Genomic DNA, 19,544 nt, shown 5'->3' with positions numbered 1-19,544 from the left:
CTATGTATTTATTAAAATTTGATTGGAACCCCGTATCGGCCATTAACATTGTAGGCAACTTTAATCTACATTTTTATAGCCTTATGTGGGTTATAGCCTTTATTCTGGGTTGGTTTATTATGAAACGTATTTTCGTTAAGGAAAAGATAAACTTAGAGTATTTAGACCCACTTTTTATATATACCGTTTTGGCAACTATGATTGGTGCGCGTTTAGGACACGTATTATTTTACCAATCGGAACTTATTTCCGAAGACTTTTTTAGTATTTTTTTACCATTCAGTTTTAAAAATGGTATTGAATTTACAGGATTTCAAGGATTGGCAAGTCATGGTGCCGCTATAGGCATCATTATCGGCATGTATTTATATAGAAAAAAATACAACTATAAATCATTGCTTTGGATACTGGACAGAGTCGTTATCTCGGTAGCCTCAGGTGCCGTTTTTATTAGAATAGGTAATTTTATTAATTCTGAAATTATTGGAAAGGTAACCGATTCTAACTTTGGTGTACGCTTCATACAGGATTACTACAACAAATATGAAATCACCCAATTAACAGGTATTAAAGACGTTCAAAAAGCGTACAATGCTGTTTTAGAAAATCCGCAATTTGCTGGTTTATTAGACGCTGTTCCCTACAGACATCCTGCACAATTATATGAATCTTTTTGTTATATTTTTGTATTTTTAATCTTATGGTTTGTGTATTCCAAAACTCCAAAAAGAGATCAAACTGGCTTCTTATTTGGTCTTTTTTTAATTTTACTTTGGACGGTTCGTTTTTTTGTGGAATTTGTTAAAGAGCCTCAAGGAGATGAATATATCAATTGGTTTGGATTAAATACTGGGCAATGGTTAAGCATTCCTTTCATCATTACCGGTCTTTATTTTATGTTTATTTATAAGCCAAAAGAAGCTATAAAATAATATGGGGCGAAAAATATATATAATTGTTTATTTGTGCTTAGGATTTATTTTTCTAACTGTATCGGCTTGTAAAAACGAAAAAAAAACAGTTAAACAAACTGAAGTCACTTTCAACAAAGAAGCAGATCTAACTATATTTAAAATAGCATCAGATTCCACTGAAATAAAATTGGACATTGAAATTGCCGATACAGATTACGACATTCAAACGGGTTTGATGTATAGGATCTCTATGGAAACCAACCAAGGTATGCTATTTGTTTTTGATGACGTTAGGGAACGTTACTTTTTCATGAAAAATACACAAATCCCCTTAGACATTATCTATATTGACGACAACAAAAAAATGGTGAGTTTTCAAAAGAATGCTAAACCTTTTGATGAAACCTCATTACCATCAAATGTTCCGGCAAAATATGTTTTGGAAGTCAACGCGGGCTTGGCTGATACTTGGTTACTTAAGGAAGGGGATAGTTTAAGTTGGTAATTATAATCTAAAATAAGGTTATTTGTCCTTCCCCATCAATTTGAAAACCACCATCATCATCGTTCTTTGTATCAGAATCTGTGGATTCAGAATCATCCTCTAAAACAGTTTCCTCATCAAAAACCTCTAATTCGTCGGCATGGATTTCTTCGGGTGCCTCATAAGTTAATGGTTCCAATAAATTGACTTGTTTTATTTTATCTGTAGTCAATTGGTTTCCTATCGCTTTTATGCCTTTGATGGCTATGAATTCCTCCAGATTTATGATCTGCGTTTCCTTGGCATCTTTACCTTTTTGTTTTGCATAAATCACTTCTGCCATAGGTCGCCAATCGGTGGAGACAATTTCTAATTGCGACTTTTCATGTTCAGAAATAAAAACCTCTTCCTTATTTTCATTTTCAATTAAAAAACGTTTTACATAATAACGTTCTTTTTCGCCATCATAATAAATGACCGAAATGGGCTTTTTAGGAATCCATTTTTCCAAAACAATCATATCATCATCAAAATGAGCCGTAATTTCTGGAACGATTGTTTTAACCACGCCCGATTGGTTGATGATTAAAATACGATCTTCACCTCTAAATTCACCAATAAGTTCGCCTCTACCATCCACATTTAAACGTTGTACGGCATCATCAAACCAAATTTTTCTAGGTTTTAAAGTTGACAACCCTTTTTCCTTGAGTTCTACTTTTTTAATGGGGTACTTAGTAACCAAATTACCCTTAGAATCCCTTCCTTTAATAAGAATATCTGAAAAATCAATATCCCATTTTAATTTTTTGATGCTTCCTGCCTGACGCAATAAAATGGTAACCACCTCAGCTTCCCCATTATGGTTGGCCGAAAAATATAAAATACTGGATAACTTGTTTCCGTTGGTTAAATCGTATTCCTTATCTCTGGTAATGCCCGTTACGGCAAATCGTTTTATATAAGATGGGCCACTTTTCCCATCTCTATAAATCATGTTATATATGGTCCTATTATCTTTTTTATTAAAAACAGCCACATGAATAATGTCTTTGCCCACAAAGGTTTTCGCATCCACTTTGGTGACCATCATTTTACCTTCTCCGGTAAATACGATAATATCATCAATATCGCTACAATCGCAAACGTATTCATCTTTTTTAAGCGACATGCCCACAAAACCCTCTTCACGATTGACGTATAGTTTGGTGTTACGAATCACCACTTTAGTAGCATCTACATCATCAAAAGCGCGTATTTCGGTTTTACGCTCGCGCCCTTCGCCATAATCTTTTTTCAACCGTGTAAAATAGGCGATGGCATATTCTATGAGATGTGCTAAATGATGCTTCATTTCAGCGATCTGGTCTTCTAAAGCTTCTATTTTTTGTTGGGCTTTATCAATATCAAACTTAGAAATACGCTTGATCCTTATTTCGGTCAAACGAACAATATCTTCTTCAGTAATGGCACGCTTCAAATGTTTGATATGTGGTTGCAATCCTTTATCGATGGCACTGATAACACCTTCCCAAGTTTCTTCTTCCTCAATATCACGATAGATTCTTTTTTCAATAAAAATGCGCTCTAAAGAAGCAAAATGCCATTGTTCCTCGAGTTCGTCTAATTTTATTTCTAAATCACTCTTTAAAAGTTGCACCGTGTTATCGGTAGAACGACGTAACATCTCCGAAACACCAATAAATAAAGGTTTGTTATCTTCAATAACACAGCCCAAAGGCGATATAGGCGTTTCACAACTTGTAAAAGCATAAAGGGCATCAATGGTTTTGTCAGGCGAAATACCAGGTGGTAAATGCACTAAAATCTCTACATTGGCAGCCGTATTATCTTCAATCTTCTTGATTTTTATTTTGCCTTTATCGTTAGCCTTTAAAATAGAATCAATTAAGGTAGAGGTATTGGTTCCAAAAGGAATTTCGGTAATAGCGAGTGTGTATTTATCGAGCTGTGATATTTTGGCTCGTACACGGACACGTCCGCCACGCAACCCATCATTATAATTTGAAAAATCGGCAATCCCAGCCGTTGGAAAATCTGGAAACAGTGTAAAACTCTTGCCTTTTAGATGTTTGATGGAAGCATCAATGAGTTCAATAAAATTGTGTGGTAATATTTTTGTGGAAAGTCCAACCGCAATGCCTTCACCCCCTTGTGCCAATAGCAAAGGAAACATAACCGGTAAATTTACGGGTTCTTTTCTTCTGCCATCATAGGATGCCTGCCATTCGGTAATTTTCGGATTGTAAACAACATCTAAAGCAAACTTTGATAGCCGTGCTTCAATATAACGCGATGCCGCAGCACTGTCGCCCGTTAAGATGTTGCCCCAGTTCCCTTGGGTATCGATTAATAAATCTTTTTGGCCGATTTGTACCATGGCATCGGCAATACTAGCATCACCATGCGGGTGATATTGCATGGTATGGCCCACAATATTGGCCACCTTATTATAACGCCCATCATCCAAATCCTTCATGGAATGCATGATACGGCGTTGCACGGGCTTAAAGCCATCTTCAATGGCCGGGACAGCACGTTCTAATATAACGTAGGAAGCATAATCTAAAAACCAGTCTTTATACATGCCCGTTACACGGGTAATGGTTTCTTTTGGTTCGTCTTGTTCGTTATTTAAATCGTTACCGTCTTCAATCATTAATTATTACTATTTTTTTGGTTTGCCTGTAAGCATCGTTTTTCCTGAATGCTTAGTTTTGGCTTTATTTACATTTCTATTAAATGCGGTTACAAAATCATAAACCTCTCTTCTTACCAATTTAGTTTCTTTTGAATATAACATATCTATTTAGTTTTAAAACCTGAGTGAATCAGGTCATGTTAATTTGATTTTTTTGTGCAAATTTACAACTAAACTTATATATTTTAATTCTATTTTAACTAATATTTAAATTGAATTCTCATTTTTTTAATCTTAAAATAACAAATAGATAATTTTGAACACCTTTTATTCAATAATATCTAATTCCACCTTCAAATTATCAATGATAAATTCTTGTCTATCAGGTGTGTTTTTGCCCATATAAAACTCCAATAAATTTTCAATAGACATGTTATCATCCAACATCACGGGATCTAAACGAATGTTTTCTCCAATAAAATGCTTGAACTCATCCGGCGAAATCTCACCAAGTCCTTTAAATCGGGTGATTTCTGGTTTTGGTTTTAACTTTTCAATGGCATCCCGTCGTTCTTCTTCCGAATAACAATAAATCGTTTCCTTCTTATTTCGTACCCTAAATAATGGCGTTTGTAAAATATACAAATGCCCTTCTTTGATGACTTCTGGAAAAAACTGAAGGAAAAATGTAATGAGCAATAATCGAATATGCATCCCATCTACATCGGCATCGGTTGCAATGACCACATTATTGTATCTTAAATCTTCTAAGGATTCTTCTATATTTAGTGCCGCTTGCAACAAATTAAATTCTTCATTTTCATAAACAATTTTTTTGCTCAACCCATAACAGTTCAGTGGTTTTCCTTTTAAACTGAAAACGGCTTGGGTATTAACGTCCCGTGACTTGGTGATACTTCCAGAAGCCGAATCACCTTCGGTGATAAATAAAGTCGATTCCAAACTTCTATCGTTTTTGGTATCGCCAAAATGAACCCGGCAATCACGTAATTTTTTATTGTGAACACTAGCTTTTTTGGCACGGTCTTTTGCCAATTTTCGAATGCCTGATAACTCTTTACGCTCTCGTTCTGCCTGAAGAATTTTACGTTGAATTTTATCTGCCGTTTCCGGATTTTTATGTAAATAGTTATCCAGGTAGGTTTTTAAAAAATCATTGATATACGTTCTTACCGTTGGTAGATCGCCACCCATATCGGTAGAGCCTAATTTGGTTTTGGTCTGACTTTCAAACACGGGTTCCATGACTTTAATGGCAATGGCAGATACAATGGATTTACGCACATCGGACGGGTCGTAATTCTTCCCATAAAACTCACGGATTGTTTTTACCAAAGCTTCTCTAAAAGCCACCAAATGCGTACCACCTTGCGTCGTATTTTGTCCGTTTACAAACGAATGGTATTCTTCGCTATACTGCGTTTTACTATGTGTCATGGCGACTTCAATATCCTCGCCCTTTAAGTGGATGATAGGATACGCTCTATCCGATTCATTAATATTTTCGCTCAATAAATCCTTTAGTCCGTTTTCACTAAAATATTTTTCGCCATTGTAAACTATGGTCAACCCCGGATTAAGGTACACATAGTTTTTGAGCATTTTAATAATATACTCGTTTCTAAACTTGTATTTTTTGAAGATAATTTCATCTGGAACAAAAGACACCTTGGTGCCTTTTCTCCTAGACGTATCATCCAATAAATCCTGATGGATTAAGTTTCCTTGTTCAAATTCAGCAGAAGCCGACTTATTATCGCGTGTAGATTCAACCCTGAAAAAGGATGAAAGCGCATTAACAGCTTTCGTACCAACACCATTCAATCCAACGGATTTCTTAAATGCTTTGGAATCGTACTTGCCTCCAGTGTTCATTTTAGAAACTACATCAACCACTTTTCCTAAAGGAATACCCCGACCGTAATCGCGAACGCTGACTTTATTGCCTTGAATTGAAATTTCAATGGTTTTGCCTGCCCCCATAACATACTCGTCAATAGAGTTGTCCAAAACCTCTTTTAGTAGGATATAAATACCATCATCTGGAGAAGACCCATCACCCAATTTACCAATATACATACCTGGGCGCATACGAATATGTTCTTTCCAGTCTAACGAGCGTATATTGTCTTCTGTGTAGTTGGTTTGTTCAATCATATATCTTTTAACATGTTCTGTGAGGGTACGCTAATATAGTATATCAGTTTAAAAAAAGAAACTGCCATTACACAAAGTAATTAACAATATTTTTTGATAAGTTCGTTGGTGGGTGTTGGGTTCTAGGTCCTAGGTGCTAGGTACTGGGCGATGGGTTGATGTTGATTTGTTTAGTTGAAGAAACTTTTAAATTTTAAATTTTAACTTTCTTTAAGGATACCAACAAAATACCAAATATAACCACCAAGGCACCAAACAACTGCAACCACGTTAATTGTTCCCCTAAAAAAATACCTGCTAAAATAATGGTTGAAACAGGCCCAGCTCCTGCAACAATAGCAAAATTGGAGGAATCAATCATTTTTATGGATATGGAAACCAAAAACGAAGGAATAACCGTAGCAAAAATGGCTATTAAAAGTCCCAGTAGATAAACTTCCCAAGTAAAGCTAAAAATACTGGTTTCATTCATAATTAAATAATGAAGAAATACACATACGCAAGATACAATCATGGCATAGGATGTGAATTTTACAACTCCGAATTTTGGAATTAACCACCCGCTCCCCACTAAGTACGCCGCATAGGTGATGGCACAAAGCAAGATTAAAAATCCCCCCAAGTACACGTTGCTTCCAGAAACAACTACTTCTCCCCAAAATGTAATAACAACACCAACATAGGTTATACCTATGGCCAATAGTTGTTTAGATGTTATTGTTTTTTTAAGAAACACTCTATTTAAAATGATGATGATTGTGGGATATAGAAACAATATAATACGTTCTAAACTAGCTTTAATATATTGAAGCCCAACAAAGTCGAAATAACTGGATAAATAATAGCCTACCACCCCAAAGAAAATAAGCCAATAGTAATCTTTAGTTTTTAAAACGGCATCTGCGGTTTTTTTTCGATTCCAAAAAACAACAGCTAAATAAAAAGGAAATGAAAATAACATGCGTAAAAACAAAATACTTATGGCATCAACATCGTATTGGTAAGCCAATTTTACCATCACCGCTTTTGATGAAAAAAGCACAATCCCTATAAGTCCTATGAGGATACCATATATAAATGTCGTCGGTTTTTTTATTTCCATAAGGCGAAGATAGCCCAGTGTTATTTCAATAAAATATAGAAATTTGACAGATTACGATGCTCAATTAATTAATTTAGAGCAATTCTGCCTTTTGTTTTATATAATTGCCTCTGGTCTTTAAAAGGTTGGCCATATACCTCTTGAGAAAAAACCAATTGGCAAACTGACCAATAATACCAAGAGGAGATTCAAAATTGAATATATCAACCATGAGCGTTTGATTATCGTGTTTTTTGAAAATATGATCATGTCTAAAGGATTTGAATGCGCCAGAAACCATTTCGTCCACAAAATAATGTGGCGAATCGAATTCGGTAATTCTAGAAGTTAAGTGCTGTACAATACCAAAATGTTTGGCTTCCCAACATACCCATTCGCCCAATTCTATGAGTCCGGATATTTTTCCCGCAATAGCTTTTTCTTGGGAATGTTGCAACGATTCTTGATGGATATCAATATTCCTAGCTAAATCAAAACAGGTTTTAGCATCAGCATCAATAAGGGTATGAATTTCAATTTTTGGCATGATTATTTTTGAGGCATTTACATTACAAAATAATATAAAAAATAAATATTTACCTACAAAAAATTAACCCTTTTTTATATAATTATGGAAAGAATATAAAAATGGGCGTATTACTGATAATAGTTTATACATTAAACAAGAAATGCATCACATCACCATCATTCACCACATAGCTTTTACCTTCAACTCGCATTTTTCCTGCTTCTTTTACCTTTACCTCACTACCATAAGTAACGTAATCGTTATAAGCTATCACCTCAGCCCTGATAAAACCTTTTTCAAAATCTGTGTGGATCACACCCGCCGCTTGTGGCGCTGTGGCTCCAATATCAATCGTCCAAGCCCTCACCTCTTTTACCCCAGCCGTAAAATACGTTTGCTGATTTAATAGCTTATATGCGGAACGGATTAATTTGGCCGAACCCGCTTCATCCAGCCCAATATCTTGCAAGAACATTTTTCGTTCTTCGTAATCTTCAAGCTCATTAATATCTGCTTCAATAGCAACCGCCAACACCAATACTTCGGCATTTTCATTTTTTACAGCTTCCTTAACCTGCTCTACATAAGCATTGCCAGAAACGGCAGACCCTTCATCTACATTACAAACATACATGACCGGCTTATCTGTAATAAATTGTGAAGGTTTCACAAAATCGTTATAATCATCTTCGCTAAATTGCAAGGCGCGTATGGATACACCAGCCTCAAGATTTTCTTTGATTTTCATTAAAACAGCTTCTTCTTTTTGGGCCTCTTTATTGCCTGTTTTAGCGGCACGTTTTACTTTCTCCAGTTTTTTATCAACCGTTTCCAAATCCTTCAACTGCAATTCCATATCGATGGTTTCCTTATCCCTAATCGGGTTTACTTTGCCATCAACATGCACAATATTATCATTATCAAAACATCTCAGTACATGCAAAATAGCATCGGTTTCTCTAATGTTTGCCAAAAACTGGTTGCCCAATCCTTCACCTTTACTGGCACCTTTTACCAAGCCTGCAATATCAACAATCTCTACGGTTGCTGGTTGTACCCTCAATGGTTTTACCAATTCGGTAAGCTTCTCCAATCGGGCATCTGGTACATTTACAACACCTATGTTAGGTTCGATGGTACAAAATGGAAAATTGGCACTTTGTGCTTTGGCATTGGACAAACAATTGAATAAGGTTGATTTCCCTACGTTTGGCAATCCTACGATTCCTGCTTTCATGTTGTGAGGTTTTTGTTGTTCCTGCTTCCGCAGAACGCTGATTTTTGTTATTGATTTTGCGAGTGCAAATATAGACTATATTAATAGTAATTTATAATTTTTTTACACTAGCAATAATTGAATTTAATTCAGTAATAAATGCTCTTTACCTAAAATTTGTTGATGTTTTATGATATACGCATAGTTTTTAATAAAACTTTAACATATCTTAGTGTTGACTAATTCAAACAACCATCTAATATGAAAAAAATTTTAATTCTGTTGTTATTTCTAACAGCAACTATCGCTTTTGCCCAACAAACTGTTTCTGGCATTGTTAAAGATGCCAATGGAGAGCCAATCCCTGGCGTTAATATTGTAGAGAAAGGTACTCAAAACGGAACAACATCAGATTTTGATGGTAAATTCATGATTAATGTAGCCGGCGACGCCACATTGACTTTTAGCTATGTGGGCTATAACACGTTGAGCGTAGCCGTAAATAATCAAACCGCTCTAGATGTTACCTTGCAGGATGGTGAAACTTTGGATGAAATTCTTATTGTTGGCTCTCGAAGTCCGAAAAGAACGGCCGTAGATACTGCTGTAGCTATCGATGTTATTGATGTTTCCGAAGTGACTACCCAAGTAGGGAAAGTTGAAATCAATGAAATGCTTCAATATGCAGCACCTTCATTTAATGCAAACAAACAAACGGGTTCTGATGGTGCAGACCACGTGGATCCGGCATCGTTAAGAGGTTTAGGGCCTGACCAAACGCTCGTTTTAATCAATGGAAAACGCAGACATCAATCGTCACTTATAAACATTTTTGGAACCAGAGGTCGTGGAAATACGGGAACCGACCTTAATGCCATTCCTGCTTCTTCAATTAAAAGAATAGAAATCCTTAGAGATGGTGCCTCTGCTCAATATGGATCCGATGCTATTGCTGGTGTTATCAATATTGTTTTAAGGGATAATGTTGACGAACTTACCGGAAGTGTTAGTTATGGTGCTTATAGTACCAATGCCGATGTGGATACCAGTGCATTTTTGGCAGATGATTATGGTGTTTGGAATACCGATGGTTTTAGATTGGATACCGAGAGAGATGGCAATGCTATTGGAAAGGATAAGAATTTTGATGGTGGCTCTGTTAAAGTAACCACTAATTATGGTTTTAAAATTGGCGAAGAAGGTTATGCGAATTTCACCACCGAATATTTAAGTAAAAATAAAACCTTACGTCCTGCTTTCGATTTTAGAAAAGGTTTTGGCGAAGCCGCTATTGATGCTTTTAATTTCTTTGGAAACTTAGCCGTTCCTGTTTCTGAAAATACGGAAATATATGCGTTTGGAGGACGAAATTACCGGGATACCGATGCGTTTGCGTTTACAAGAAATGGCGGCGAACGCGTGGTGGAATCTATTTATCCTAACGGATTTACACCAAGAATCACCTCAAACATCATTGATAATTCCGTTGCTACTGGTGTTAGAACCACAACAGCTAGCGGCTGGAAAATCGACATTAGCAATACCTACGGGAAAAACGATTTTCATTACTATATAAAAGGAACGTTAAATGCCTCTTTGGAGGATGTATCGCCAACTGATTTTGATGCTGGTGGCCATAGCCTCGCTCAAAACACCATCAATTTTGATTTTTCAAAATACTACGATGACGTATTAAGCGGGATGAATTTAGCATTTGGAGCAGAGTATAGAACAGAACGATTTATGATTTATGCTGGTGAAGAAGCATCGTATGGCACATACACCGAAAATGGCATTCTAATTACAGACCCCAGCACACAAACACAAGCTGAAGATGATGAAGGCAATCCGCGTCCAGGTGGTTCCCAAGGTTTTCCAGGGTATAGCCCTGCCAATGCCGTGGATAGAAGCAGAAGCAACTTATCATTATATGCGGATGCCGAATTTGATATTACTGATGCTTTTTTAATAAGTGCTGCCACTCGTTTTGAAAACTTTAGTGATTTTGGAAGCACTATTAATGGTAAATTAGCCGCTCGTTTGAAAGCGACCGATAATATTAATATCCGTGGATCTATCAGCACTGGATTTAGAGCACCTTCCCTGGCTCAAATTTATTACAACCTAAGGTTTACCAATTTTGTGGGCGGTGTTGCTTTAGAATCTTTATTGTCCCCAAACAACAGTCCGGTTACAGCTTCATTTGGCATAGGTCCGTTAAAAGAAGAAAAAGCACTCAATACCGCATTGGGTTTTACGGCTAACTTCGGTGATTTTACAGCCACTATTGATGGTTATTATATTAAAGTAAAAGACCGTATTGTACTTACTGGCAATTTTGATGCGCCACAAATACCCAATGTGGAAGCTGCCCAGTTTTTTGCTAATGGTGCCGATACTCAAACCACGGGTCTGGATGTTATTTTAGCCTACAAAACCAATTTGGGCAGTGATAGTTCGTTTGGTGCCACATTCTTGGGCAACTTTAATGATATGAAAATAGATAAAGTAAAAAATGGCGCCTTGGATGAACAAATCTTTTTTGGCGAACGCGATAAAGCCTTTTTATTAACATCGGCACCAAATAGCAAGATGAGTTTAAATCTTAATTACGACAAAAAATGGTTTGATGCCGCTTTAACGTTTACCAGATTTAGTGAAGTGGAACTATTGGATTATCAAATGTATGAAGACCCTGCAGATTACGGTGGTTTCAATGAACAAATCATAGCTGCAACTGATACTTATGGCGCAAAAATAGTAACGGATTTAAATTTAGGCTTTAAACTTTCCGAAAGCTTAAAATTGAACGTAGGTAGCAACAACCTATTTAACATCTACCCCGACCAACAAGATGATTGGACAGAAGCTGGTGGTTACTGGGATTCTGTACAAATGGGATTTAGTGGTGCCTTTTATTATGCCAAGCTTAATTTTATATTTTAATAAGTTAAAGTAAGTTAAAAGTAAAAACCGAGCCATTTAGCTCGGTTTTATTTGTTTTTATTTGTAACGTTTCTAATTGTAAATCGTTTTATAAATAACACATATGTTATGAAAAAACTAGTATTTCCCTTCGTCGTTTGTTTGGGTTTGCAAATAATACTGGCACAAAACATCACCGCTAAATTAATTGATAAAACTACCAAAGTCCCCATACCTTTCGCCACTATAAAAACGGGCGAGTACAGTGGGGTTATTTCTAATGAAGAAGGCTATTTCACCATCAGTGCCGGTATTTTGGAAAACACACCACTCCACATATCGTTTATGGGTTATGGTAGCAAAACGGTCACCATTCCCAATATAAAAGCCCTAAACTATGTTATTGAACTGGAACCAGCCGTTAACCAACTGGACGAAGTGTACCTCAGCAATAAAAAACCCAACATCGATTCCATTATTGCACGTGTAAAACGCCATGCCTCCAAGAATTACAATACGGATTTAAGACAATACGATATTTTTAGACGTGTAGCCGATTATGTCGATTTTGAAAACCTCAATTTTGAAATCGATAAAGCCTCGCAAGTTAAAAAGCAACAGTTGGAAAAAGTTAATACCGATTTACAAGCACTTACCAATGCCATAATGAACAGTAAAACCGTTCAATATGTAGATTTTAAAGGCACATTATACACCCAAACCAAAGATTCAACCAAACTCATCGTCAATAAAGCTACCAGGTTGCTAGACCACACTAAAGATTTCTCGATAGACAACGTGCAAGAACGTGCCAAAAACATCATGCTACGCTATTTAGATACCACCAAAACCTATAAAGTGAAAACTGGACTCTTTAAAATTGAAGATTCGTTATCGTTTGCAGAAATGAAAAAAGAACAAAAGGAAGCCAAAAAAGAAGAATTTGATGTTAACCAACTAAAAGGAGCCACAAAGCGCTTATTAAGGTTTTCAAAATTTTATGACAACTCATTTTTAATGAATGTATTAAACCCAAGTTTATACGACTATGTTATTGACGACATTACAGTTTATAACCAACAACTTACCTACATTATAAGCTATCAACCCAGAAAGGGCAAAGCCAAATATAGTGGCAAACTCTATGTTACCGATGACGATTATGCCATTACCAAAATCACGTACAGCTATTTTGAAAACCGACATGGTAGCAAGCTGAATTTGAAGTTTTTGTTGGGTGTTAAATACGAAGAAAACCTAAGCAGCGGTTTGGTACTTTACCAAAAACAAAGCGATAACACGTACCAACCCAAGTACATAAACCATGAAAGTGGCAGTTATTTTTATGTGAGTCGGGATTTAACCCTTATTGAAAACAGCAAAGACCGTTTTAAATTGAGCACCGACTTTACCATTGAAGGCAGCAACCGCAGCAAAGAAGAACTCTTAATAACCACCACCAAAGCAACCACGCTAAACGATTACAATAAGGTTACACAACAAAAAAAGACCCCCTACCAAACTTTAACCAAGTTTGATAATACCATTTGGGGCAGTGATGAAACCTTAGAACCCTTACAGGAGATGAAGGCGTTTGGGAGTGAAGGGAATTAAAGGGATATGCTTTTTCACCTATTCCTTTATAAATTTAATAGTATCGCCGTTAGTAAATTTTAAAAAGTACAAGCCATTGCTTAAATGCCGAATATCAATTTTATCACCTTTCATGGTAAGTCCCAAATTCAGTTTGTGTCCCAACATGTTATATAGAGCATAACGCTCTGTTTTGGATAGCCCTTGTATTTCAATAAAATCACTTGATGGATTTGGAAACAACACATACTGGGTGTTATTGCCAGTAATAGTATTTAAACTTAAAGTAGCACAAGTATCACCGGTCGTAATCGCTGATGTGTCTGTCCAGTTTGATGCACTGCTGTCTAATGTAAAGTTCATCAACGTACCATCGTTACCATTGGGGGAATTATCTATTAATGTGGTTATGGCAGCATTATCTGCATTGGCAACGCCTTGATTAAATTGATAATAAGACACCAAACCACTTTCATTACCAGTTAATTCACAACCTTTATAATGATCTATTTCATTGATAGAACGTGCATAATTCCAAATCCGTACCTCATCTATGTCGGTATTTAAAAACCTGCTATCCACATAAGCCGCGCCTATATAAATATTCGGGTTATCATTTAATACCGTAGTATCAACACCAAAAATCTCGGCATCCAAAACACCATCAACATACAGTCTTAAACTTACATTAGCTTCCCTAACTACTGCTACATGGTGCCAGTTGCCATCAACAACGTTTGTGTTACCAGCTATATTTATGTAACTACTGCCATCCCAAAAACATAGCTTATCATTTAAAACCGAAAAAATAAAATCGAATGCATCGCCTCCAACGTCCGAATCCAGAATGCCTGCACCTTCATAAGCCATCACGCCAGTTGGAGATGGGCTTAACACTTTAATGGTAGCTTCTAAGGTAAACGTTGCCGTAGTCACATTGGTAATGGAAACCACATCATCGGTGCCATCTAAATTTAAGGAATTCCCAGATTGGGCCGTTAAGCCTAAATAAGATAATGCAAGAGTCAAAACAAGGTAGATTTGTTTCATAGTTTGGGTTTTTATTTGATAGTGGTAATTTATAAAAAATATATGGCTTTATATGTAAGTATCTTTACAACCTTTAAATTACCAAATAGGCGAAGTTACAAACTTCTTTTAGTAAGATGCTTCGTTATTTTTCGTTTATTTTAATTTTCAACATGTCTAATGATGCCTTTTAACATGGTTGGCACAATGAGCTTATGGAAAGGTCTTACTGGTAGAAAATAGAGCCGCCCAAACCAGTTATTAAATTTTACAGTTGTTGAAATGATTAATTTTTTATGTGTCTTGTCACCGCTTTGTTGATCAACAAATAACGACACCCTAAAATTCAAATGTTTGTCGTCTTCTCCCAATATAATTTCGTCAGTTGTTTTGTCTAACACTTTAAAAAGTCCTATTTGTTCCCCTTTTTCGCCTTTAAAGTTGTCAAGCATTTTTTGTCTGTCAGTCATAGTACCTGAAGTTTTAAGTCCAAAAAGTCCAACTAGTTTGTTTCTAAAAGCAAATAATGTATCAACCCATTTGGGGCCACTCATAAAAAATGATTTCCCAATTTTTGTAGACGTGATGTCGTCATTTGTGTCAATAAACACACTTTCAAAACTATCAATATAGTCAAACGTTTTTTCGTCTGGTTTTAATATGGAAGTATTAGGAAGTGTCGATTTTAATATCTTCATCTCTTTTGTTGTCTAATGTCGTTACGGGGAAATCGGAAGCCAGCAACCAACGTTGTACCAGCTAAAACTAGCAATTTTTCATATATGGTGTTGCGTGCAGTATTTTATTCATTCTTTTTGCATTTTATCAGATACATAGGCTGATTTTCATTCACTTCATTGAATTCAAAAAGTCCAAAGTCATTAAATTCCGCTTTTACTGATTCTTGGTCGTAATAAAATATTTTTGCTCCTTCATGAAATTCATAACGGTCTTTTTCAATTAGTTTTCCCTTTCCAAAATTCGGTGCGTTTTTAGTAATCGCTGTAAAAACCATATAACCGTTTTTAGTCAGTTGTTTATAACAGTCGCTAATCAATTTCATTCTGTCATTTTTGTCAAGAAGATGAATAAGTGCGTAGCAAAAGATTCCATCATATTTTTTATTGTCAAAAGGCATGTCGGTTACTGAACCGTGATAAATGATCATATCCATTCCATAATTTTTATGAGCCAAATCAATAGCGGTTTTGGAAATTTCAATGCCTGTTACGTTCATGCCGCTGTCTATAAAAATTTGTGCATTTCGCCCGTAGCCAATGCCCGGAATGAGTACATTTTTTATTTGATGCGCAACAAAAAAATCTTTTGTCAGAATAGCAGATTTTGCAGGTTCTAAACCCCACATTTCTTTTTTCTCTTTAAATGCTTCTTCCCAGAATTCTGTCATTGTTTTTGTTTTTTTCAAATTTTGTTTTCTAAAATCTTCCTGCTAGCCCTCGTTTGCAACAATCGAGAGTGCCTTCATACAGTCATTGCGAGGAGCGTAGCGACGAAGCAATCTGCCTAATACTATTTTCTGATAATGAGATTAATAATATACCATTAACTGGGGAACATGGTCCTAAGGTATTGACTTAAAAATTATTTGTTAACACGTCACCAAGAAAAACAGTCACTCCCGCAAAACCTGAATGTAAAATAAGTTCTTTCATAAGCTATTTTTGTTCGCTTGCTTGATTGATGTATTTTGAAATGAGTTGTCATGGTAATGACCCATAATAAGATTACAGTATGTATTATCTTATGTGCTTTTTCCTTTCCTCAATATCTTTAAGATACGGTTGTATTCAATTTCAGATAAATTCCAGTTATACCCTTCAAAATTCACAGTATTGGTAAATTGAATAACCACTATATTCAAGTCTTTATGGTACTTTGCGATGGTTTGATAACCCGGTATCAATCCCGTATGTCCGTACTCATAGATTGAGGTATAGATGTCTTGCTCCTTCTTATCTTTAAAAACAGAGCCTTCATTTAAAGCCCTTATAAATTTACCTAAATCTTCTGCAGTAGCCAACATCGAACCAACATTATCTGTTTTTAAATCGGCATCATAGCCCACGTAGTAACCACTCATCACCTCATCCATGTTTACATCCGCTATAGAGCCATAGGTATGGTTTAGATTTAATGGTTCTAGAATTTCTTGTTTTATATATTCAAACGGATGATAGCCGAGCACCTTACGCATAATTTTTACCAGCAGTAAGTAATTGGTGTTCGAATAGTGATAGTCTGCATTGGGTTCGAAATTGGCAGGTAGATCAAGTACCAAGGCAAGCTTCTCATCCTCGGTTTCTTTTGGAGCAGACCAATAATTAAGGGCGTCCGTATAATTTGGAATCCCACTTCGGTGTTGCACCATCATCCTTAAGGTAATTTTATCGGCATGTTCAATCCTGCCTTTCAGTTCGGGCAAATACTCAATCAAGGTTTTATCTAATGAGAGCGTACCACTTCTTACCAATTTTGTAACCGCCAAGGCATTAAAGAGCTTACCCACACTGGCTATTTTAAATAGTGCATGTGGGTCGGCCGGGATTTTTTGTTCCTTATTTTTATAGCCAGCAGTATAAAACGCTGGGGGTTTTCCAGCCTCGTCCACATAAACAATTATGCCATCAAACCCCATATCAATAGCTTGGTTTACTTGCTCTTGAACGGTATCAGGCAGTGGTTTTATCCAAGCCTTTACTATGGGCCAAGGGACTAAAAATAAGGAGATTATCGTTCCTATAAATAACACGATTCTGAGAATATTCTTGGTTCGTTTTTTTGTCATAATCAATCTATTTTCTTTATGGATATTATTGTAGTCCTTTATCAATCTGCATCAAAATAGCATCTAAATCTCCCATTAATGGCTGATAATGTGCTTGTTCTGTAGCATAACTCGCAAGAAGAAACATCAACATATTGTTCTCAAACCCTGTGGAATCCAATAAAGCTAAATTGCTAATCTCGTTTTCACTTACTACCAATCCAAGGTCTTTATATAGGCCTGCTTGCTTAAAAATAGTACTGAGGCTATGTTGATTGGTTCGAAACATATCAAGTACCTTGATGCGTTGGTCGCCGAGTTCCTCTTCCTGTTTTGAAATATCCTCCAAAGTGGACACCCAGTTGGTAAGTTGTGTTCTTAGCCTGTTATTCGTCAAGTTTTTTAAATTCCCTGAATTGATCATTTCATGCAAAAGGGAATTGTTCGGATTAAATGCAATGTCATCCGAGAATGTTTGGTACAATACTTTGGAAAATGTGGATTCCGTAGGTCTTTCCTGTTTCGAATTGTGATATGTCAATATGTTTTTGGCACCGTTATAATTTTTTTGGTTTACTGCTATGAGTTCTTCTAACTTGAATTTGCTTATTTGAAACTCCTCTTTCAATCCCAGTAAATAAATGCGTTCATTTTTATCATTGATGCGGTTTTGGTTCCAATTATTGATTTGCAATGCGATCAAAATTCCAATCACTACCAAGACAATTTCGCCGAAAGCATATTTAAGATACTGTACAATCTTCCCTTTAGAAATTAAGTTCCTCCTTATGTTTTTAAAGAATCGTATCATGCTATTAAATGTTTATCTAAGTTTTTACCTCCTTTTACCAATAGCCATATAGCTAATGACATTTCTCCTATAATACTGGGAATAGCTACCAATGCCAACAATATCGAAGCATAGGCGTCATAGGTTAAAAGCAAAACATGTGCTCCCGTATCTACCATATACATCATTCCTGCCACTATCAAAAAAATAGCGATGAGCCTTATTCTTTTGATGATCATCCCCAAAAGGATTAAGTGTATTCCAAAAAAGAACAACCCAATAAGCCAAATGGTGTTAAATATGTCCACCTGCTTGAGTATTTCTGGAGCCGTGGTTGCAGATAGGCACCTGATGAGTGCAAATAGGGACACTCCCATTATGGCGGCATGCATCATCCTAAACAAGGTGCTGAGGCCAGATAAAGGGTCGTCTTTATACAATTCATATAAGGCCCAAGCCACCACCACATCAAAAACAACGGTTAGCATAAAGGCCATGATCCCCAACCTAACCATGAATGCATGGTCTTGGATGGTGACCAAAGGATCTTTTTGTATGGATTCAATGACTAGGAAATTGGCAAATATGGCTGCAAAGAAAATAATCAGATAGCTGATGCCTGCCATTGATGATAAGGCTCTTGGGTTTTTAATTTTGCTTTTCATGTTGGTTGGTTTTCGGCAAAATAGTCATACGTCAGATGGCTTATGTATATATCAGGGATGTCCATCCCCTAAAAGCTTATAGCGGTTTATGTATGGTTAGTTGCCTGTTTAAAGCAACTAATTTAACAAATACAAAATAAATGGAAAAATCATGATGCTTTAGGCAAGCCCTCTTGTGCTAAAAAAACATGGTATAAGGTATTAGGTGGAGTTATTTTGTTAACTATTTTTATTCTCTAACATTCTAAGCAACTCCCGCTCCAGCCTATCAAAGTTTTCTTCATTTTTAGGCACAACAAAAGGGGTCATTTTGTTACAAGCTTCCCCCGAATCAAAAATCATGCGGAAAGAAATGATTGTTTTGCTAGGGCTAAGTGCTTCAAAGGCTACCTCCATATCAAATAGCGGTTGTGATAGCCTTTTCCAAGCAACTAATTTATTTGGTTCTACAGTTTTAAATACAGAAGCGTTTTCATAATTGCCCTTTTCTGGGCCGTGCATGGTCAATAGCCACTTGCCGCCGGGTTGCAAATCAAACTCATGTATGGTATTGGTAAACCCTTCTGGGCCCCACCAATTTTTTAAATGTTGTGGGTTGACAAAGGCTTGATAAACTACCTCTAATGGTGCATTTAATGCTCTGGAGCTGTAGATTACTTTGTCAATAAGTATACTCATAAATTTTATTCAAAT

General features: G+C 36.2%; 17 protein-coding genes. 4 read left to right on the top strand and 13 right to left on the bottom strand.

Annotated features, from left to right (window positions below; translation table 11 throughout):
- Positions 1-2: 2 nt before the first annotated feature.
- Both lgt and CDH50_RS11170 read left to right on the top strand, forming a co-directional pair.
- On the top strand, positions 3-932 hold the full coding sequence (gene lgt / locus CDH50_RS11175) for a prolipoprotein diacylglyceryl transferase (RefSeq protein WP_100612352.1): 930 nt from the start codon (positions 3-5) through the stop codon (positions 930-932).
- A gap of 1 nt (position 933) precedes the next feature.
- Positions 934-1,419 (top strand): DUF192 domain-containing protein, encoded by a 486-nt coding sequence (locus CDH50_RS11170; protein WP_100612351.1) that lies wholly within the window; start codon positions 934-936, stop codon positions 1,417-1,419.
- A 7-nt stretch (positions 1,420-1,426) separates the two neighbouring features.
- Here CDH50_RS11170 and CDH50_RS11165 read toward each other — a convergent pair whose 3' ends face one another.
- From CDH50_RS11165 to ychF, 6 genes are all read right to left on the bottom strand, one after another.
- Positions 1,427-4,078, bottom strand: a complete 2,652-nt coding sequence (locus CDH50_RS11165; protein WP_100612350.1) for a DNA gyrase/topoisomerase IV subunit A — start codon at positions 4,076-4,078, stop codon at positions 1,427-1,429.
- Positions 4,079-4,087: 9 nt separating this feature from the next.
- Positions 4,088-4,222 carry a hypothetical protein gene (locus CDH50_RS15330; RefSeq protein ID WP_262496128.1) on the bottom strand — a complete coding sequence of 45 codons (135 nt, stop codon included), beginning with the start codon at positions 4,220-4,222 and terminating at the stop codon, positions 4,088-4,090.
- Between the two features lie 165 nt (positions 4,223-4,387).
- A complete protein-coding gene (locus CDH50_RS11160) occupies positions 4,388-6,238 on the bottom strand; it encodes a DNA topoisomerase IV subunit B (RefSeq protein ID WP_100612349.1) in 1,851 nt (616 codons plus the stop codon).
- A gap of 193 nt (positions 6,239-6,431) precedes the next feature.
- Positions 6,432-7,340, bottom strand: a complete 909-nt coding sequence (locus CDH50_RS11155; protein ID WP_100612348.1) for a DMT family transporter — start codon at positions 7,338-7,340, stop codon at positions 6,432-6,434.
- 73 nt (positions 7,341-7,413) lie between these two features.
- Entirely contained in the window at positions 7,414-7,866 is a 453-nt protein-coding gene (locus tag CDH50_RS11150) for an SRPBCC family protein (protein WP_100612347.1), read from the bottom strand.
- 124 nt (positions 7,867-7,990) lie between these two features.
- Positions 7,991-9,085: a redox-regulated ATPase YchF gene (gene ychF, locus CDH50_RS11145; protein ID WP_100612346.1), complete on the bottom strand. Its 1,095-nt coding sequence runs from the start codon at positions 9,083-9,085 to the stop codon at positions 7,991-7,993.
- A gap of 240 nt (positions 9,086-9,325) precedes the next feature.
- Between ychF and CDH50_RS11140 the strand changes: the two genes are divergently transcribed.
- Both CDH50_RS11140 and CDH50_RS11135 read left to right on the top strand, forming a co-directional pair.
- On the top strand, positions 9,326-12,010 hold the full coding sequence (locus CDH50_RS11140; RefSeq protein ID WP_100612345.1) for a TonB-dependent receptor: 2,685 nt from the start codon (positions 9,326-9,328) through the stop codon (positions 12,008-12,010).
- 108 nt (positions 12,011-12,118) lie between these two features.
- On the top strand, positions 12,119-13,603 hold the full coding sequence (locus CDH50_RS11135; protein WP_100612344.1) for a carboxypeptidase-like regulatory domain-containing protein: 1,485 nt from the start codon (positions 12,119-12,121) through the stop codon (positions 13,601-13,603).
- 18 nt (positions 13,604-13,621) lie between these two features.
- Here CDH50_RS11135 and CDH50_RS11130 read toward each other — a convergent pair whose 3' ends face one another.
- The 7 genes from CDH50_RS11130 to CDH50_RS11100 all read right to left on the bottom strand — a co-directional run bounded on the left by CDH50_RS11130 (position 13,622) and on the right by CDH50_RS11100 (position 19,529).
- Positions 13,622-14,632, bottom strand: coding sequence for a LamG-like jellyroll fold domain-containing protein (locus CDH50_RS11130; protein WP_100612343.1), 1,011 nt, complete (start codon positions 14,630-14,632; stop codon positions 13,622-13,624).
- A gap of 140 nt (positions 14,633-14,772) precedes the next feature.
- Positions 14,773-15,309: a DUF2867 domain-containing protein gene (locus CDH50_RS11125; protein ID WP_100612342.1), complete on the bottom strand. Its 537-nt coding sequence runs from the start codon at positions 15,307-15,309 to the stop codon at positions 14,773-14,775.
- A gap of 104 nt (positions 15,310-15,413) precedes the next feature.
- Positions 15,414-16,019 (bottom strand): class I SAM-dependent methyltransferase, encoded by a 606-nt coding sequence (locus CDH50_RS11120; protein WP_100612341.1) that lies wholly within the window; start codon positions 16,017-16,019, stop codon positions 15,414-15,416.
- 354 nt (positions 16,020-16,373) lie between these two features.
- Positions 16,374-17,417: a serine hydrolase domain-containing protein gene (locus tag CDH50_RS11115; RefSeq protein WP_100612401.1), complete on the bottom strand. Its 1,044-nt coding sequence runs from the start codon at positions 17,415-17,417 to the stop codon at positions 16,374-16,376.
- Positions 17,418-17,442: 25 nt separating this feature from the next.
- The gene (locus CDH50_RS11110) at positions 17,443-18,207 is read right to left on the bottom strand and encodes a DUF6090 family protein (protein WP_232732003.1); all 765 of its coding nucleotides are present in this window, start codon (positions 18,205-18,207) and stop codon (positions 17,443-17,445) included.
- Positions 18,204-18,851 (bottom strand): DUF4386 domain-containing protein, encoded by a 648-nt coding sequence (locus CDH50_RS11105; protein ID WP_100612340.1) that lies wholly within the window; start codon positions 18,849-18,851, stop codon positions 18,204-18,206. The genes CDH50_RS11110 and CDH50_RS11105 overlap by 4 nt, the downstream gene beginning before the upstream one ends.
- A gap of 219 nt (positions 18,852-19,070) precedes the next feature.
- Entirely contained in the window at positions 19,071-19,529 is a 459-nt protein-coding gene (locus tag CDH50_RS11100; RefSeq protein ID WP_100612339.1) for an SRPBCC family protein, read from the bottom strand.
- Between the last annotated feature and the right edge of the window lie 15 nt (positions 19,530-19,544).

Source organism: Confluentibacter lentus (assembly GCF_002806995.1).
Lineage (GTDB): Bacteria > Bacteroidota > Bacteroidia > Flavobacteriales > Flavobacteriaceae > Confluentibacter > Confluentibacter lentus.
The sequence above is the reverse complement of the archived record's forward strand: the minus strand, read 5'-3'. Positions and strand labels throughout refer to the sequence as shown.

Bases quoted from the DNA above. Each gene is read 5' to 3' on its own strand.
- CDH50_RS11105 (WP_100612340.1), bottom strand. From the start codon at position 18,851: ATGAAAAGCAAAATTAAAAACCCAAGAGCCTTATCATCAATGGCAGGC.
- CDH50_RS15330 (WP_262496128.1), bottom strand. From the start codon at position 4,222: ATGTTATATTCAAAAGAAACTAAATTGGTAAGAAGAGAGGTTTATGAT.
- CDH50_RS11160 (WP_100612349.1), bottom strand. From the start codon at position 6,238: ATGATTGAACAAACCAACTACACAGAAGACAATATACGCTCGTTAGAC.
- CDH50_RS11155 (WP_100612348.1), bottom strand. From the start codon at position 7,340: ATGGAAATAAAAAAACCGACGACATTTATATATGGTATCCTCATAGGA.
- CDH50_RS11125 (WP_100612342.1), bottom strand. From the start codon at position 15,309: ATGAAGATATTAAAATCGACACTTCCTAATACTTCCATATTAAAACCA.
- ychF (WP_100612346.1), bottom strand. From the start codon at position 9,085: ATGAAAGCAGGAATCGTAGGATTGCCAAACGTAGGGAAATCAACCTTA.
- CDH50_RS11100 (WP_100612339.1), bottom strand. From the start codon at position 19,529: ATGAGTATACTTATTGACAAAGTAATCTACAGCTCCAGAGCATTAAAT.
- CDH50_RS11165 (WP_100612350.1), bottom strand. From the start codon at position 4,078: ATGATTGAAGACGGTAACGATTTAAATAACGAACAAGACGAACCAAAA.
- CDH50_RS11115 (WP_100612401.1), bottom strand. From the start codon at position 17,417: ATGACAAAAAAACGAACCAAGAATATTCTCAGAATCGTGTTATTTATA.
- CDH50_RS11120 (WP_100612341.1), bottom strand. From the start codon at position 16,019: ATGACAGAATTCTGGGAAGAAGCATTTAAAGAGAAAAAAGAAATGTGG.
- CDH50_RS11140 (WP_100612345.1), top strand. From the start codon at position 9,326: ATGAAAAAAATTTTAATTCTGTTGTTATTTCTAACAGCAACTATCGCT.
- CDH50_RS11135 (WP_100612344.1), top strand. From the start codon at position 12,119: ATGAAAAAACTAGTATTTCCCTTCGTCGTTTGTTTGGGTTTGCAAATA.
- CDH50_RS11130 (WP_100612343.1), bottom strand. From the start codon at position 14,632: ATGAAACAAATCTACCTTGTTTTGACTCTTGCATTATCTTATTTAGGC.
- lgt (WP_100612352.1), top strand. From the start codon at position 3: ATGTATTTATTAAAATTTGATTGGAACCCCGTATCGGCCATTAACATT.
- CDH50_RS11150 (WP_100612347.1), bottom strand. From the start codon at position 7,866: ATGCCAAAAATTGAAATTCATACCCTTATTGATGCTGATGCTAAAACC.
- CDH50_RS11110 (WP_232732003.1), bottom strand. From the start codon at position 18,207: ATGATACGATTCTTTAAAAACATAAGGAGGAACTTAATTTCTAAAGGG.
- CDH50_RS11170 (WP_100612351.1), top strand. From the start codon at position 934: ATGGGGCGAAAAATATATATAATTGTTTATTTGTGCTTAGGATTTATT.